Source organism: Kitasatospora sp. A2-31, from assembly GCF_022288725.1.
Lineage (GTDB): Bacteria > Actinomycetota > Actinomycetes > Streptomycetales > Streptomycetaceae > Kitasatospora.
On sequence record NZ_JAKNTA010000001.1, the window covers coordinates 60,011 to 76,423 of the forward strand.

General features: G+C 73.1%; 14 protein-coding genes. 4 read left to right on the forward strand and 10 right to left on the reverse strand.

Features of this window, described 5'->3' with window-relative positions:
- Nucleotides 1–44 precede the first annotated feature (44 nt).
- Together MCM47_RS00270 and MCM47_RS00275 are read left to right on the forward strand one after the other, a co-directional pair.
- A complete protein-coding gene (locus tag MCM47_RS00270; protein ID WP_238739887.1) occupies nucleotides 45–422 on the forward strand; it encodes a YrdB family protein in 378 nt (125 codons plus the stop codon).
- A gap of 216 nt (nucleotides 423–638) precedes the next feature.
- Nucleotides 639–3,011 carry an immune inhibitor A domain-containing protein gene (locus MCM47_RS00275; protein WP_238739888.1) on the forward strand — a complete coding sequence of 791 codons (2,373 nt, stop codon included), beginning with the start codon at nucleotides 639–641 and terminating at the stop codon, nucleotides 3,009–3,011.
- Between the two features lie 859 nt (nucleotides 3,012–3,870).
- Here the strand turns inward: MCM47_RS00275 and MCM47_RS00280 are convergent.
- The 7 genes from MCM47_RS00280 to MCM47_RS00310 form a co-directional block, all read right to left on the reverse strand.
- Nucleotides 3,871–4,899 (reverse strand): ABC transporter ATP-binding protein, encoded by a 1,029-nt coding sequence (locus MCM47_RS00280; protein WP_238739889.1) that lies wholly within the window; start codon nucleotides 4,897–4,899, stop codon nucleotides 3,871–3,873.
- Entirely contained in the window at nucleotides 4,896–5,894 is a 999-nt protein-coding gene (locus tag MCM47_RS00285; protein ID WP_238739890.1) for an ABC transporter ATP-binding protein, read from the reverse strand. Before MCM47_RS00285 ends, MCM47_RS00280 begins: the two co-directional genes overlap by 4 nt.
- Nucleotides 5,894–6,880, reverse strand: a complete 987-nt coding sequence (locus MCM47_RS00290) for an ABC transporter permease (protein WP_238739891.1) — start codon at nucleotides 6,878–6,880, stop codon at nucleotides 5,894–5,896. The genes MCM47_RS00285 and MCM47_RS00290 overlap by 1 nt, the downstream gene beginning before the upstream one ends.
- Nucleotides 6,877–7,836: an ABC transporter permease gene (locus MCM47_RS00295; protein ID WP_238739892.1), complete on the reverse strand. Its 960-nt coding sequence runs from the start codon at nucleotides 7,834–7,836 to the stop codon at nucleotides 6,877–6,879. The genes MCM47_RS00290 and MCM47_RS00295 overlap by 4 nt, the downstream gene beginning before the upstream one ends.
- Nucleotides 7,837–7,849: 13 nt before the next feature.
- Entirely contained in the window at nucleotides 7,850–9,607 is a 1,758-nt protein-coding gene (locus tag MCM47_RS00300; protein WP_238739893.1) for an ABC transporter substrate-binding protein, read from the reverse strand.
- Between the two features lie 327 nt (nucleotides 9,608–9,934).
- Complete coding sequence (locus MCM47_RS00305; protein WP_308222262.1) at nucleotides 9,935–10,582, reverse strand: response regulator transcription factor; 648 nt, start codon at nucleotides 10,580–10,582, stop codon at nucleotides 9,935–9,937.
- Nucleotides 10,575–11,882 (reverse strand): sensor histidine kinase, encoded by a 1,308-nt coding sequence (locus MCM47_RS00310; protein WP_238739894.1) that lies wholly within the window; start codon nucleotides 11,880–11,882, stop codon nucleotides 10,575–10,577. The genes MCM47_RS00305 and MCM47_RS00310 overlap by 8 nt, the downstream gene beginning before the upstream one ends.
- 185 nt (nucleotides 11,883–12,067) lie before the next feature.
- Here MCM47_RS00310 and MCM47_RS00315 point away from each other — a divergent pair, with 185 nt between their 5' ends.
- On the forward strand, nucleotides 12,068–13,144 hold the full coding sequence (locus tag MCM47_RS00315; RefSeq protein ID WP_238739895.1) for an ABC transporter permease: 1,077 nt from the start codon (nucleotides 12,068–12,070) through the stop codon (nucleotides 13,142–13,144).
- Nucleotides 13,141–13,821 carry an ABC transporter ATP-binding protein gene (locus MCM47_RS00320; protein WP_238739896.1) on the forward strand — a complete coding sequence of 227 codons (681 nt, stop codon included), beginning with the start codon at nucleotides 13,141–13,143 and terminating at the stop codon, nucleotides 13,819–13,821. Before MCM47_RS00315 ends, MCM47_RS00320 begins: the two co-directional genes overlap by 4 nt.
- 20 nt (nucleotides 13,822–13,841) lie before the next feature.
- On the opposite strand, the gene MCM47_RS00325 is transcribed toward MCM47_RS00320, so the two are convergent.
- The 3 genes from MCM47_RS00325 to MCM47_RS00335 all read right to left on the reverse strand — a co-directional run bounded on the left by MCM47_RS00325 (nucleotide 13,842) and on the right by MCM47_RS00335 (nucleotide 16,316).
- The gene (locus MCM47_RS00325; protein WP_238739897.1) at nucleotides 13,842–14,438 is read right to left on the reverse strand and encodes a Uma2 family endonuclease; all 597 of its coding nucleotides are present in this window, start codon (nucleotides 14,436–14,438) and stop codon (nucleotides 13,842–13,844) included.
- Nucleotides 14,439–14,550: 112 nt separating this feature from the next.
- Nucleotides 14,551–15,258, reverse strand: coding sequence for a GntR family transcriptional regulator (locus MCM47_RS00330; RefSeq protein WP_238739898.1), 708 nt, complete (start codon nucleotides 15,256–15,258; stop codon nucleotides 14,551–14,553).
- A 188-nt stretch (nucleotides 15,259–15,446) separates the two neighbouring features.
- Nucleotides 15,447–16,316, reverse strand: coding sequence for an NAD(P)-dependent oxidoreductase (locus MCM47_RS00335; protein WP_238741403.1), 870 nt, complete (start codon nucleotides 16,314–16,316; stop codon nucleotides 15,447–15,449).
- Nucleotides 16,317–16,413 lie beyond the last annotated feature (97 nt).

Here is a 16,413-nt window from a genome sequence, read left to right on the forward strand (position 1 = left end):
ATCGCCGCCCGCCCGGGCGGCGACCCGACGGGGAGGACTCGAGGATGAAGATCGCCAGACCCGGGCCGGTCGCCGAGCGCCAGTGGACACCGCTGACCGCCGTCAACGGCGGGGTCGCCTTCGCCCTGGAGCTGGGGTTGCTCGCGGCGCTCTGCTACTGGGGTTTCAGGACCGGATCCGGGCCGCTCATCCGGGTGCTGCTCGGCATCGGCGCGCCGGCCGCGGCGGCCCTCACCTGGGGGCTGTTCCTGGCCGCGGGCGGGCCGACCGTCCGGCTGCCGCTGGCCGCGGAGATCGTGGTCAAGCTGGCGGTCTTCGCGATCGGTGCACTGGCCCTGCACGCCGCGGGCCGCTCCACCCTGGCGCTGGTGTTCGGCGCCGTGGCCCTGGTCAGCGTGGCCGTCGAGTACACCGCGGGCTGACCGACCGCCAACCCGGGGGCGCCGCACGGACCGTGCGGCGCCCCTTCGGCTGCCGGAGGGGCGTCATCAGCCCCGGGGGGCCCCTGACGAACCGCCGCAGCGCCCGCTGCACGGCCCTTCCGCGTGAACCATGACATGTGAAATATTACCTGCGCTTCCCCCGACCGTCGGTCGTCCCTCCGCACCACCACCCACCGTCCGGAAAGGACCGGTCAGTTGCGCAGACTGTCCGCGGCACTCGCGGCCGCGCTCACCACGAGCGCGATAGCGGCCACCCTCCTCGGCACCCCCGCCCAGGCCGCTCCCCCGTCCCCCGTCACCGTGTCGAGCATCGCCGCCCAGGCGGCCGAGGAGGGCGGCGCCGAAGCCCCGCCCGGCCCGCTCGCCCCGCAGGAGCGCGAGCGCCAGTCGCTCCGCGCCAAGGCCCTCGAACAGCTCAACAAGGGCGCCGTGGCCAAGACCGCCGACAAGCGGGCGCCCGGCAAGGTGAAGATCGGCAACGACTACGTCCAGCTCGCGCAGCAGCGCAAGGACAAGGTCTTCGTCATCCTCGCCCAGTTCGGCGACGAGGTGGACAACACCACGCTGTACAACGGCCAGCCCCGCTACGGCGGTACGCCCGGCCCGCGGCACGACACCATCCCCGAGCCCGGCAAGGGCGACAACCACACGCTGTGGAGCCCCGACTTCGACCGCGGCTACTACCAGCAGATGTTCTTCGACGACACCCCCGGCGCGGTCTCGCTGCGCAACTACTACCGCACCCAGTCCTCCGGGCGCTACGACCTCGACGGCACCGTCAGCGACTGGGTCACCGTGCCGTACAACGAGGCGCGGTACGGCAGCAACAAGGGCCCGCAGGGCTCCGGCGCCTGGACGCAGGCCCAGGAGTTCATCCGGGACGCCGTCAAGGCCTGGTACGACGGCGAGATCGCCAAGGGCCGCACGGCCGCCGACGTCAAGGCCGAGCTGGCCCAGTACGACGTCTACGACCGCTACGACCACGACAAGGACGGCGACTTCGACCAGCCCGACGGCTACCTCGACAACGTGGTCGTGGTGCACGCCGGCGTCGACGAGACCTGGGGCGGCGGCGCGCAGGGCGCCGACGCACTGTGGGCGCACCGCAGCTGGACCTTCCCGGACCCGACCGGCACGACCGGCCCGGAGGGCAACCGGATCGGCGGCGCGCCGGTCGGCGACACCGGCCTGTACGTCTACGACTACGTGCAGGCGGGCGAGAACAGCGGAGTCGGCCTGTTCGCCCACGAGTTCGGCCACAACCTCGGCCTGCCCGACCTCTACAGCACCACCGGCGGCGACAACAGCGTCAACTTCTGGTCGCTGATGTCCTCCGGTTCGTACCTGGGCAAGGGCAGGAACACCACCGGCGGCTACCCCGGTGACCTCGACGCCTGGAGCAAGCTGCAGTTCGGCTGGCTCAACTACGACGAGGCGCAGGCCGCCACCCGCTCCAGCCACGCCCTCGGCGTCAGCGGCTACAACACCGACCAGGCCCAGGCCGTGCTGGTGCACCTGCCCGACGGCACCACCACCACCGAGCTCGCCGACCCCTACCAGGGCGGCCGGCACTGGTGGAGCGACACCGGTGACAACCTGGACAACTCCCTGGCCCGCACGGTGGACCTGCGCACGGTCACCGGCCCGGTGACGCTGACCGCCGCCGCCTGGTACGACATCGAGCAGGACTACGACTTCCTGACCGTCGAGGCCTCCACCGACGAGGGCAAGAGCTGGAAGGCGCTGCCCGGCACCGTCGACGGCGCGCCGATCGGCAACACCACCGCCAACGTGCCGGGGCTGAGCGGAACTTCTGGCGCCTACCGGCAGCTGTCGATCCCGCTGGACGGCTACGCCGGGCAGCAGGTCCGGCTGCGCTTCCACGTCACCTCGGACGGCAACACCCACGGCCGGGGCGTCCTGGTCGACGCCGTCCGGATCGCCGCCGGCGGCACCGAGCTGTTCGCCGACGGTGCCGAGGACGGTGCCAACGGCTGGACCGCGACGGGCTTCACGGTCGTCACCGGCCGCAACGCGGTCAAGCAGCACCCGCGCGCCTACCTGGTGGAGAACCGCCGGTACGCCGGCTACGGCGCCTTCCTGAAGACCGGCCCGTACAACTTCGGCTACACGGGCGTCGACGGCAAGAAGGACATCGTCGACAACTACCCGTACCAGGAGGGCGTGCTCGTCTGGCTCTGGGACACCGGCTACGGCGACAACAACACCAAGGACCACCCGGGCGGCGGCCTGATCCTGCCGATCGACGCGCACCCGACGCCGATCCGGTTCGCCGACGGCTCGCTGGTCAACGGCCGCGCGCAGACCTTCGACGCGGTCTTCTCGCTGAAGCCCACCACCGCCTTCACCCTGCACAAGGGCGGCGTCCCGGTGCGGATCGGCAGCGAGCCGGCCGTCCCGGTCTTCAACGACCGCACCGGCGTCTACAGCGACCCGGCCACCCCGCAGCTCGGCGTGAAGGTGCCCGACACCAACACGAAGATCGAGGTGGTCCGCGAGACCCAGGGCGGGCGGATCACCACCGTCCGCGTCGGCCCGGCCTCCTGAGGCCCGTCCCCGATCAGGCCGTCCCGGCCCGCGCCGCAACGCGGGCCGGGACGGCCGCACGCGTGGGGCCTGCCGCGCTCATCCGCAACGGCGGGCGGCGGGGACCGCGGCCGCCGACCCGAGCAGGGTGATCGCGGCGTTCCCGGTGGCCGTGGACCGCGCCGAGTGGCCCAGCACGTCGCCGCCGGGCCGGCCGATGTGCCGGCCTGGGCCGAGGTCACCGCGAAGGCGATCAGCCGGACGGTGTCGAGCCCGGCGGCGGCCCCGGCCGCCCTGTCCGCGTCGGCCCGGCCGGCGGACAGCGGCGCCGGATCGCCGGGCACCTGGCGAACGGCGTGGGGAAGGCTCGGCCGTCCCGCCCGCGCCGAGCACCGCGACGGTGAGGTGGACCCACTTCGGCGCGTCGCCGGCGGTGAAGGAGAGGTTGACGTCGGCCGCGCACAGCGCGCCGCCGCGGCGAGGATCGACGCCGCGGCGGCGTACCGGCGCAAGAACGAACGGGTCACGCCGGCCGCCCGTGGGCTCCGGCGGAGCCCACCCCGTGACGGCGGACGCCGCGCTCCGTACGGGCGGAGGCGGCTGCCACGGGTGAGATCTCGGTCCCCCTCGACACGGTGGGACTTCACGTGAGCGCGAGGTCGAAGAGCGGCCGCGGAGCGCCGCCCGGGCGACCACGGGAGGACGCGCTCCGCGGCACCCGGGCCGAACGCGTGGAACCCGGTCGGGCGCGGCCCTCAAGAGGCTCCCCGCCGCGCCCGACCGGGGGTCGGAGCGGGAGCCGCCGCAGGGCGGCCCCCGATGTGGAGCCGTACCGCCCGACGTGGGGGATGCGAGCGGTACGGCGGCCGGTGGTGCGGGGTCAGGTCACGTCCCCGGCGACCTCGGGGAAGTGGCAGGCCGCCTCCCGGGCCCCGGGCCCGGTGATCCGCAGCAACGGCCGCTCCGTCCGGCAGAGTTCCTGCGCCTTCGGGCAGCGCGGGTGGAAGGTGCAGCCGGACGGCGGGTTGGCCGGGCTCGGCGGGTCGCCGAGCAGCACGATCCGCTCGCGGGCCCGCTCGGCCGCCGGGTCCGGCAGCGGCACGGCGGAGAGCAGCGCCCGGGTGTACGGGTGGGCCGGGTTGCCGTAGACCTCCTCCTTGGCGCCGATCTCGACGATCCGGCCGAGGTACATCACCGCGACCCGGTCGCAGACCCGCTTGACCACCGAGAGGTCGTGCGCGATGAACACGTAGGCCAGGCCCAGCTCCTGTTGCAGGCGCTCCATCAGGTTGACCACCTGGGCCTGGATGGAGACGTCCAGCGCGGAGACCGGCTCGTCGGCGATCACCAGCCGGGGCGAGGTGGCCAGCGAGCGGGCGATGCCGATGCGCTGCGCCTGGCCGCCGGAGAACTCGTGCGGGTAGCGGTCGATGTGCTCGGGGATCAGCCCGACGAGCTCCATCAGCTCGGCGGCCCGCTTGCGCGCGTCGGCCGCGCTCGCCCCCTGGATCAGCAGCGGCTCGGAGATGATCCGGGCCACCGTCTGGCGGGGGTTGAGCGAGGAGTACGGGTCCTGGAAGACCATCTGCAGGTGCCGCCGGTGCGGCCGCAGCTCGGCCTGCGAGAGGCCGCCGATCTCGGTCCCGTCGAAGGTGACGGTGCCCGAGGTGGGGTCGAGCAGCCGGACGATCATCCGTCCGGTGGTGGACTTGCCGCAGCCGGACTCGCCGACCAGGCCGAGCGTCTCGCCCTTGCCGACGTCGAAGCTCACCCCGTCCACCGCGCGGATCGCGGCGCCGGCCCGGCCGGCGCGGCCCCGCTTGCCGGGAAAGGTCTTGACCAGGTCCCGGACGGACAGCAGGGGTTCGGCCCGGGCCGGACGGGCGGCCGGAGGCGTGGGGGCGGTCATGAACGGGCTCCTTGCGGCACCAGCGGCAGGTGGCAGGCGGCCTGGTGGCCGGGGGCGAGCGGGCCGAGCACCGGGCGCTCGGACAGGCAGCGGGCGTGGTCCTCGGCACTGGCGGCGGTGGTGCGGGCGCAGCGCGGGGCGAAGGAGCAGCCGGGGGCGGGGGCGATCAACGACGGCGGGCTGCCCGGGATGGCGCGCAGCGGGGCGTCGTCGGTGTCGTCGAGGCGGGGCAGCGAGTCCAGCAGCCCGCGCGTGTACGGGTGCGCGGGGGCGCCGAACAGCCGCTCGACGGGAGCCTGTTCGGCCGCCCGGCCGCCGTACATCACCAGCACCTCGTGGGCGACCCGGGCGACCACGCCGAGGTCGTGGGTGATCATGACGACGCCGAGGCCGCGCTCCTGCTGGATGCGGGCGATCAGGTCCAGGATCTGGGCCTGGACGGTGACGTCGAGGGCGGTGGTGGGCTCGTCGGCGATCAGCAGGTCAGGCTCGCAGGCGAGCGCCATGGCGATCATGACGCGCTGGCGCATGCCGCCGGAGAACTGGTGCGGGTACTCGTCGACGCGGCGGGCGGGTTCGGGGATGCCGACCTCGCCGAGCATCTGGATCGCGCGCTCGCGCCCGGCCTTGCGGGAGGCCCTGAAGTGCACCCGGTAGTGCTCGGCGATCTGCTCCCCGACGGTGTAGAAGGGGTGCAGGCTGGAGAGCGGGTCCTGGAAGATCATGGCGATCCGCCGGCCGCGGACGGTGCCGAGCTCGCGCTCGCCGAGCCCGACGAGCTCCTGCCCGGCCAGCCGGATCGATCCGGTGACGGCCGCGCCGCGGTGCAGACCCATGACGGCGAGCGACGTGACGGACTTGCCGCTGCCGGACTCGCCGACCAGGCCGAGGGTCCGCCCGGCCTCGACGGTGAAGGAGATGCCGTCGACGGCCCGGACGGTACCGCGCGGGGTGTCGAACGCGACCCTGAGGTCGTCGACCTCCAGCAGAGCCATCAGTACCTCACTCTCGGGTCGACCACGGCGTAGAGCAGGTCGACCAGCAGGTTCGCCACGACGATGAAGAAGGCCGCGAGCAGGGTGACGCCGAGGATGACGGGCTGGTCGGAGCGGAGCAGCCCGTCGTAGAAGAGCCGGCCGACGCCGGGCAGGCCGAAGATGGACTCGGTGATGACCGCGCCCGCCAGCAGGCCGCCGAGGTCGATGCCGAAGATGGTGAGGATGGGCGTCATGCCGGAGCGCAGCCCGTGCTTGACCGTGACGGTGCGGCCGGGCAGGCCCTTGGCCCGGGCGGTCCGGACGTACGGCTCGGCCATCGTCTCGATCATCGAGTTGCGGCTCTGCCGGGCGTACTGGGCCGCGTACAGCAGGGCCAGCGCGATCCAGGGCAGCAGCAGGTTGGACGCCCAGCCGAACGGGTCGTCGGTGAACTCGTGGTACGCCGGGTAGGGCAGCCAGCCCAGCGTCCGCACCACGCCCCAGATCAGCATGATCGAGGTGAAGTAGACCGGCAGCGAGGCGGTGCCGACGGAGAGCACCATCAGCGCCTTGTCGGTGAGGCTGCCCTTGCGCAGCGCCGAGGCGACGCCGGCGCCGATTCCGAGGACCAGCCAGAGCACGGCCGCGCCGAGGGCGAGGGAGACGGAGACCGGCAGGCGGTCCACGAGCAGGTCCCAGACCGGCAGCGAGTACTCGTAGGAGAAGCCGAGGCAGGGGAAGCCGCAGTGGGCGGCGCTGGGCCCGGAGCCGTAGTCGCGGCCGGCGAAGATGCCGGCCAGGTAGGTGCCGAACTGCTCCCAGACCGGCTTGTCCAGGCCCATCGCGGCCTTGACGTCGGCGAGCCGTTCGGGGCTGCAGGTCTTGCCGCAGGCCGCCCCGGCCGGGTCGTTCGGCAGCAGGTAGAAGATGGTGAAGGTGATGGCGCAGATGGCCAGCAGGATGCCCAGCACCCCGAGCAGCCGGCGGCCGAGGTAGAGGATCACGACCGGCCTCCCCGCGGGTCGAGGATGTCGCGCAGCGCGTCCCCGAGCAGGGTGAAGGCGAGCACGGCGATGAACAGGAAGACCGTCGGGATGAGGAAGTACGTCGGGTCGACCTCGTAGTGGACGATGCTCTCGGCGATCATCTGCCCCCACGAGGCCGTGGGCGGGCGGACGCCGACGCCGAGGTAGGAGAGCGCCGCCTCGGTCGCGATCATGCCGGGGATGAGCAGCGTGGTGTAGGCGATGATCGGGCCGGAGACGTTGGGCAGGATTTCCCGGGTGAGGATCCGCCAGGAGCGGGCGCCGCCCACCTTCGCGGCCTCGACGTACTCGCGGTGCTTGAGCGAGAGGGTCTGGCCGCGTACCACGCGGGCGATGCCGGGCCAGCCGAACAGCCCGATCACGGAGGTCATCAGCAGGATCCGGTTGACGTCCTTGGCCACCGACATCATCGCGATCATGAAGATCAGCGAGGGGAAGGACATCGTGAGGTCCATCAGCCGGGACAGCACGGTGTCGACGCGGCCCCCGAAGTAGCCGGCTGCGATGCCGGCCAGGGTGCCGACGACGACGACCACCGCGGTGGCGGCGAAGGCGATCAGCAGCGACACCTGGCCGCCGTGCAGCACCCGCGCGAACAGGTCGCGTCCGGTGATGGGTTCGACGCCCAGCCAGTGCCTGGCCCCGATGCCCCCGAAGTCGCCCCGGGGCAGGCCGCCCAGGTACGGGTCGATGGCCCGCTTGTCGAACTCCTCGGGGGACCAGCCGCCGAGCGCGCTCAGCGGGCCGGCCAGGGCGGCCGCCAGGACCAGCACGGCGACGGTGATCAGGCCGAACCGGGCGGAGCCCCTGGCCCACAGCTGGTCCCAGACCAGCCGCCAGGGACCGCGACCGGCGGCCTTCGCGGGGCCCGCCGCCGTGCCGTCCACGGCGGCGGGCTCAGTCGTTGTACTCATGACGGACGGTTCCTCAGCCCTGGCTCTTCGCGGGGTCCTTGAGGCCGACCACGGCCATGTCGATCATGCCGGCGTAACCGGAGTTGCCGAACGCGCCGGCCACGTTGGTGCCGGTCAGCAGCGGGCGGCGCTGCCACATCAGCGGGACGGCCGGGGCCTTCTTGAGCAGGTCCTCGTCCAGCTGCTGCCAGGCCTTGTTCGCCTCGTTGATGTCCGTCATGGCGGCGATCTGGTCCATCCGGTCCATGGTCGCCTGGTCGCGGAACTGGCTGTAGTTGCCCTGGTTGCCCTTCTCCTTGATGGTCCGCCCGTCGAAGAGGAACGGGAGGAAGGTGGCGCCGGACGGGTAGTCCGGGCACCAGCCGTTGATGACCAGGTCGGGGGCGTTCTTGGTGTCGCCGACGGTGTCCGCGAAGGCGGAGGCGTCGACGGTGTTGACCGTGACCTGGACGCCGGACTTGGCCAGCGACTGCTGGATCGCCTCGGCGCGGGTCTTGTCACCGAGCGAGACGGTGAGCGAGACCTTGAGGTCGGACTTCCCGGCCGCCTTGAGCAGCTCCTTGGCCTTCGCGGGGTCACCGGTGGCGGGGATCTTCAGCGGGTCGGCCTTGGCGCCGCCGGTCAGCGACGGCGGCAGGAAGGAGGTGGCCACGTCGGCCATCGCCGGCCCGCCGAAGGCGGTGACCTGGGCCTCGCGGTCGACGGCCCACATCATCGCCTCGCGCACCTTCGGGTCGTCGAAGGGGGCCTTGGCGGTGTTCAGGTACAGCATGTCGGTACAGCCGGTCCGCTCGGCCGCCATCCGGGCCTTGACGTCCGGCTTGGGCAGCACCTTGGAGACGGACTCGTGCTGCATCCAGGGCATCTCGATGGCCGAGGCGTCGACACCGCTGCTGGCGATGATCCGGTCGTCGGCCTGGCCGCCCTTGAGGCCCTGGGTCACCACGATCTTGTCCGGGTAGGCCTTGCGGACCGGGTCGGTCGCGGCGTCCCAGTTGGTGTTCCGGACCAGCACCAGCTGCTTGCCGCGGTCGTAGGTCTCGATCTTGTACGGGCCCGAGGAGAAGACCTGGGAGTCGTACTGGGTGCCCTTCTCGCGGGACTGCGGCACCGGCGAGAAGGTCGGCAGCGTGACGGTGTAGGAGAACTCGGCGACCGGGCGCTTCAGGTGGAAGACGATGGTCCTGTCGTCCGGGGTCTCGATGGAGGCCAGGTGCTCGCCGCCCAGCGGCCCCTTGTAGTTCTCGCCGCCGGCCAGGTACTGGACCGCGTAGTCGGGGCCGCCGGTGAGGTCCGGCGAGAAGGAGCGCTCGACGTTGTACTTGACGTCGGCGGCCTTGATCGGCGTGCCGTCCTCGTACTTCAGCCCGTCCTTGAGGGTGAAGGTCCACACCTTGCCGCCCTCGGAGGACTTGCCGAGGTCGGTCGCGAGGTCCGGGACGATCTCGCTGCCCGCCGGGCCCGGCTCGGCCTTGAAGGTGGTCAGGGTGCGGTAGAGCAGCCGGGTGCCGAAGTCCATGTGCGGCACGACCCAGTTGCGGGCGGGGTCGAGGTGGGCGAAGTCCTGGTTGGTCAGCACGGTCAGAGTGCCGCCCTTGACCGGGGTGCCGCCGATGATCGTGCCGGTGTCGGCGCCCGGGCCCCTGGTGGACGTCGCCGCGCTGCTGTCGGCGCTGTCGTCCTTGTCCTTGTCCTTCGCGCAGGCCCCGAGGCCGAGGGTGAGTGTCGCTGCGATGGCCGCCGCGAGGGCGGCCTGGGTGCGCCTGGTCATGTGCAACTCCGCAGTGGGGGGCCCGAAGTGAGGGCCGAGGTCCCGCCCCGGGGCAGGTCCGGGGCCCCACCGGGAGGCGACCTCAGGGGGTCGGGCGCTCCGCGGTGTGACCCGTAACATAGTAATGTGAAATTGCACTGCACAAGAGGTGACGCGACCCGTTACCGAGCTGTGTCCGTGCGCATCCCGCCCGAACCGGGGCGCTCCCCGGGCGACGTGACCCTCCGTCGGCCCCACGGCCGGCCCGCACGGCGACGTGCGGGACCGGCGGGGACCGCGGGGACCGTCCGGACTGCCGGGACCGCCGGAGACCGGCGGGGACGGCCGTCAGCCCCCGCGGCGGATCAGCCCCCGGCCGCGGGCCTCCCGGACCGCCGCCGTGCGCGAGTCCACCCCCAACTTGGCGTAGACGTGCACCAGGTGGGACTTCACCGTGGCCTGGCTGAGGTGCAGCCGCTGGCTGATCTGCTGGTTGGTGAGCCCGTCCGCCACCAGCCCCAACACCTCGGTCTCGCGCGCGCTCAGCGCCGCCGCCGGCGTGCGCATCCGCTCCAGCAGCCGGTCCGCCACGGTGGGCGCGAGCGCCGTGCGCCCCGCCGCGGCCGAGCGGACGGCGCGGGCCAGCTCCTCCGGCGGCGCGTCCTTCAGCAGGTACCCGGTGGCGCCGGCCTCCAGCGCGGGCAGGGTGTCCGCGTCGGTGTCGTAGGTGGTGACGATCAGCACCCGCGGTGCCCCCGGCCGGGCGGTGATGGCCGCGGTGGCCTGCGCGCCGTTCATCGCCGAGGCCGGCCCGAACTGCAGGTCCATCAGCACGACGTCGACCTCGGCCTCCGCCACCAGCTCGACCGCCCGCTCGGCGGTCGCGGCCTCGGCGACGACGGCGAAGTCCCGCTCGCTCTCCAGGACGGCGCGCAGCCCGGCCCGGACCACCGGGTGGTCGTCGGCCAGCAGCAGGCGGATCACTCGCTCACTCACGTGCATCCCCGTTCACGGGCACTTCCTCGCTCACGGACGTTCCTCGGCCCCCGACACCGGCCGCACCCGGACGCCGGCCGTCCCCCGCGCGCTGCCCGCCCTCCTGGGCGAGGGGCAGCAGGACGGCGAGCGCCGTTCCCTCCCCGGGCGCGGACTCCACGGCGAAGGTACCGCCCAGCGCCCGGGCCCTGGCCCGCATCGACGGCAGCCCGAAGCCGCCGTCGCCGCCCGCCGCCCCGGCTGCCGCGGCCACCGCCGCCGGATCGAACCCCTTCCCGTCGTCGAACACGTCCAGCGCCACCTCACCCTCCATGTAGCTGAGCGTGACCTCGGCGTGCGAGGCCTCGGCGTGCCGGACGGCGTTGCCGAGCGCCGACTGCGCGATCCGCAGCAGCGCCACCTCCTGCGGCACCGGCAGCCCGACCGGGTCACCGGAGACGTGCAGCCGCACCGGCAGACCGCTGTGCGCGGTGGTCGTGGCGCAGAGCCGTTCCAGCGCCACCGGCAGCGAGTCGCTCTCCAGGTCGGGCGGCGTGAGCGCACGGACGAACCGCCGGGCCTCGGCGAGGTTGTCCTGCGCGGCCTGCCGGGCCTGCTCGACGTAGTCCGCGGCGGCCTCGGTCCGCTCCGGCAGGGCCCGCTGGGCGGCCCGCAGCAGCAGCTGGATGCTGGAGAGGCTCTGCGCGAGGGTGTCGTGGATCTCCCGCGCGAGGCGCTCGCGCTCGGCGAGGACGCCGGCGGCGTGGTGCGCCGCGGCGAGGTCGGCGCGGGCGGCGGTCAGCTCGTCGATGAGTCGCCGCCGCTCCTCGCTCTCCCGGTAGAGCGCCTGGTAGCCGAGCACGGTGGCGGTGGCGACGGCCGCGCCGAGCGCCGGGCCGATGGCCGCGGCGACGCTGACGGTGTGCTGGTGCCAGGAGTACGCGACGATCGCCGCGACCGTGGTCAGGGCCACGGCGGCCAGGCCGCCTCGGCGGCCGAGCAGGTGCAGCTCCAGGAAGTACAGCGGGAAGGCCAGCCAGACGCCGTCCGGGGTGGCGATCAGCACGCCCACCCAGGTGGCGCCGAGCAGCGCCAGCCAGAGCGCGGCCGCCCGGGGCGACCGGCGCACCGAGCCGACCAGCGGGCCCGCGGCGTAGACGGCGGCCATCGCGGTGGCGGCCGCGGTCACGGCGACGGGGTCGCCGTCGCGGCCGACGGCGGCCCGGGCGACGGCGAGCGCGAGCAGGCCCGCCACCAGCAGGTGCAGGCAGACCTGGAGTACGCGGGCGACGGGGGTGGTACGGGATCGTTCGGTCGCCATCCCTCCAGCCTAGGGTCCAGGCGGCACCGCGGGCATCAATCAAAAGGTTGAACTCCGCTTCTTCCCTTCGATGCCGGGGATCCAATCCCGCGGGCGATGCCCGGCGGGCCCTCGTTCGGCGACCGTGGTGAGCGTCGGGGCGAAGGCCCGACAACGGAGCGGAAACGGAGAGGGAGAGGCTCAGCGTGTTCGTCGCCTGGAGGGACCTGGGGTTCGCCAAGGGGCGGTTCGCCCTGATGGGGACCGTCATCGTGCTGATCACCGTGCTGGTCGGCCTGCTGTCCGGCCTGACGGCAGGGCTGGGCCGGCAGAACATCTCGGCGATCACCGGGCTCCCCGCCGACCACCTGGTCTTCTCGAAGCCCGCCGACGGCCAGCAGCTCTCGTTCACCGACTCGCAGGTCACGCCCGAGCAGTGGCAGGCGTGGGCGCAGGTCCCGGGGGTGTCGGCCGCGCAGCCGCTCGGGATCACCACCACCAAGGCGGCCGCCGGGCAGCGCACCGCCGCGCTCTCCGCGTTCGGCGTGCCGGACGGCTCCGGGCTCGCCCCGAAGGGGGCTTCCGTCGCCCCCGGCCGGGCGGTGCTCTCGGCGACCGCCGCCGAGCACCTGGGCGGCCTGCAGCCCGGTGCGTCGTTCACCCTCGCCGGACACCCGCTCCAGGTCGCGGCCGTGGCGGACGACGCCTGGTACAGCCACACCCCGGTCGTCTGGACCACCCTCGCCGACTGGCAGCGCTTCGCCCCGGGCGGCACCGGGCACGCCACCGTGATCGCACTGACCGGCGCCTCCGGCGCGGACCTCGGCGCCGCCGACACCCGGCTGGGCACCGAGACCCGGACGCGTGACGACGCGCTCGCGGCGATCGGCTCCTACACCTCGGAGAACGGCTCGCTGCAACTGATGCGCGGTTTCCTCTTCGCCATCTCGGCGCTCGTCATCGGCGCCTTCTTCACCGTCTGGACGATCCAGCGCAGCGGCGACGTCGCCGTCCTCAAGGCGCTCGGCGCCTCCACCCGCTACCTGCTCCGGGACGCCCTCGGCCAGGCCGTACTGCTGCTGGTGCTGGGCACCGCGCTCGGCACCGCGATCGCGGTCGGCGCCGGCGCCGTGATCGGCTCCGCGGTGCCGTTCGTCCTGGACGCCCCGACCCTCCTCCTCCCGGCCGCCGTGATGATCGCGCTCGGCGCGGTCGGCGCCGCCCTGTCCATCCGGCGGATCACCGCCGTCGACCCGCTGACCGCCCTGGGGAGCGCCCGATGACGCTGGAACTCGACCGCATCACCCTCACCTACCCGGACGGCGACGGCCGGCTGACCGCCCTGGACGAGGTCTCGCTGAGCGTTCCCGAGGGCTCGATCACCGCGGTGGTCGGCCCGTCCGGCTCCGGCAAGTCCAGCCTACTGGCGGTCGCCGCGACGCTGATCGCCCCGGACTCCGGCCGGGTCGTGGTGGACGGCGTCGACACCGCCGGCCTCGGCCGCGCCGAACTGACCGCGCTGCGCCGGCACCGGATCGGCATCGTCTTCCAGCAGGCCAACCTGCTGCCCTCGCTGACCGCCGCCGAGCAGCTGCAGGTGATGGCCCACCTGGACGGCCGCTCCCCGCGCGCCGCCCTCCCCCGCGCCCTGGAGCTGCTGGACGCCGTCGGCCTGCGCGACCTGGCCGGCCGCCGGCCGCACCAGCTCTCCGGCGGTCAGCGCCAGCGGGTCAACATCGCCCGGGCCCTGATGAACGACCCCACCGTGCTCCTGGTCGACGAGCCCACCAGCGCCCTCGACCACGAACGCGGCGCCGCCGTCCTGGAGCTCATCACCGAGCTGACCCACCGGCGCGCGACCGCGACGGTCCTGGTCACCCACGACCGCACCCACCTGAGGGCGGTCGACCAGGTGGCCGAGGTCCACGACGGAAGGCTGACGGTCCCGACGCCGGCCTGAGCCGCGCCCCCCGAGGTGAGCTACTTCTTCGCCGCGAGCACGTCGTCCACCGAGAGCGTCACCGCCGCCCCGATCGACTCGGGCAGCGTGAAGGACTGCCCCGGGTGGTGGACGGCGTGCACGCGGTACTCGCCGTCCTGCGGGTCGGTGAGCACCATGACACGCCGGTTCGTCCGGTCCACGATCACGTAGACCGGAACGCCGGCGGACGCGTAGGCGAACGGCTTCTTCTTCAGGTCGTCGCTGAGGTTGGAGGACGTCACCTCCAGCACGAGGCGGAAGACCGCGGGGTCGTAGCAGTTGTATTCGATCAGGTGGTCGTCGATGTCGGCGTCCACGATCGACAGGTCGGGCACGGCGTAGTCCGACGGCCCGTCCGGCAGCCAGATGCCGACGTTCTGCAGAACCTCCACCTCGTCCCCGTCGAGGCCCGCGGCGAACAGTACGCGCATGAGACGACTCAGCGACTTGCCGTGCGAAGCGTTCGGCGGCGGCGTCACGGTGATCTGGCTGCCGACGATCTCGACCCGGTGCCCGGCGAACTGGTGGGAGATCAGCTCCGCGGCTTCGAGCAGCGTCGGCTGCTCCATGGGCTCTTCCACCGCTGCGGCGGACATGGAATTCCTCCTTGCTGCCGGTGTCGAGAGCATCATCGTAGGGCCCGGGCGTCTCCGGACGCCTGATCCTCGGCCTTCACCCGGACGGGTGGATCACGCCTGGTCGGGAGGCCTACCGGGTGCGGAGGCGGAGCGACGGGCGCTCCTCCTCGGCCTCCTGGTCGGCGGCCCAGAGCGAGCGGACGTGACCGAGGTGGCGGGACATGCAGGCCTCGGCGGCCTCGGCGTCGCCGCGCACCATGAGGTCCAGCAGCTCCAGGTGCTCCTCCGCGGAGGAGACCAGCTCACCACGCTGGTCCAGGCGGTTCAGGCCGTACAGGCGGGAGCGCTTGCGCAGGTCGCCGACCACCTCGACCAGGCGGGCGTTGCCGGCCAGACCGAGCAGGTCGAGGTGGAACTGGCGGTCGGCCTCCAGGTAACCGATCAGGTCGTGCTTGCGGGCGGCCGCGACGATCGCCTCGGCCTGCGGGCGCAGCGCCTCCAGTTGCTCGGCCGTGGCGGTCCGGGCGACCCGGCCGACGGTGGGGACCTCGATCAGCGCGCGGATCTCGGTGAAGTCGTCGAGGTCGCGCTCGGTCAGCTCGGTGACCCGGAAGCCCTTGTTGCGGACGGCCTCGACCAGGCCCTCGCGGGCGAGGTCGAGCATGGCCTCCCGGACGGGGGTGGCGGAGACGCCGAAGTCGGCGGCGAGGGCCGGAGCGGAGTAGACCACGCCGGGCCGCAGCTCACCGGAGATCAGGGCGGCGCGGAGCGCGTGGGCGACCTGGTCGCGCAGCCGCTCCTGGACGGAGATCAGGGTGCGGGGTTTCAGGTCGGCCATGGTGTTCCTCCGGAGGTTTGCAGGACACCAGCGTACAATGTCACGTTACGTTGAGTGTGCAACATTCCGTGATCCGGACGATCCGTCAGCCGTCGCGGGGGCCCCGTGGGAGCCCATGCTCGCAGGGGCCGTCGGCCGTGGCAACGGCCGGCAGCCCCCGCGTTCCCGAGATCCCGCCAGGGCCGGTTCTAGGCGGTCCGGAACAGCCCCACCAGGCTGGTCGCACTGGAGTCGCCGCACCCGGCGACCACTGCGCGGCCGAACGCCTCGGCCAGCAGCGCCGGCAGCGAGGCGTCCACCCCCGAGGCCTCCACCGTGTCCCGGACGTGCTCGACGCTGGCCAGCCCCATGGCGACCCGGTCGACGTCGCCCTCGTGGAAGCCGGCGGTGATCCGCGGCGCGTAGAACGCCAGGAAGCCCGGCATCGAGGCGGCCGTGGAGCTGGCGTACGGCAGGAACTCCTCCGCCGAGATGCCGTTGGCCTCGGCCACCGCGGTGGCGTGCAGGTAGCCGACCAGCGACGTCCAGAAGAGGTCCATCTGGATCTGGTAGTACAGCTGGGCCAGCCCCGGGTCGTCGCCGCGGTAGTCGGCGCCGGTCAGCACCTCCAGCGTCTCCCGGTGGCGCCGGAACGCCTCGACCGGACCGCTGTAGAAGGTGGACGACTCCGGCCTGCCGATGCCCGAGGGCGGCGACTGCACCCCGCCGGTGAGGTGGACGGCGCCCAGCCCGGCCAGCCGGCGGGCGGCCTCCCGGGCCCGCTCCGGGGTGTCCGAGCTCAGGTTGACGACGACCCTCCCGGCGAGCGCGGCCCCGGCGGCGTCGAGGACGGCGAAGACCGCGTCGTAGTCGGTGAGGCTGAGCACGACCAGCTCGTTGGCGGCGACGGCGGCCGCGACATCGGGGGCGAGCACCGCACCGCGGGCGACCAGGTCGGCGGCGCGGGCCGCGGTGCGGTTCCAGACCGTGACGGCGTGGCCGGCGTCCAGGTAGGCGCCGGCCATCGCGCGCCCCATCGGGCCGAGCCCGATCACGGTGACGGGCTGCTTGGCGGGCATGACGACAGAAGACACGGGGATCCCCCTCCGCTAGAACGAACGCTCTATCCAGAAGCACGCTAGCACGGGTTCTGTAACGAACGCTCTATTCAGTTCG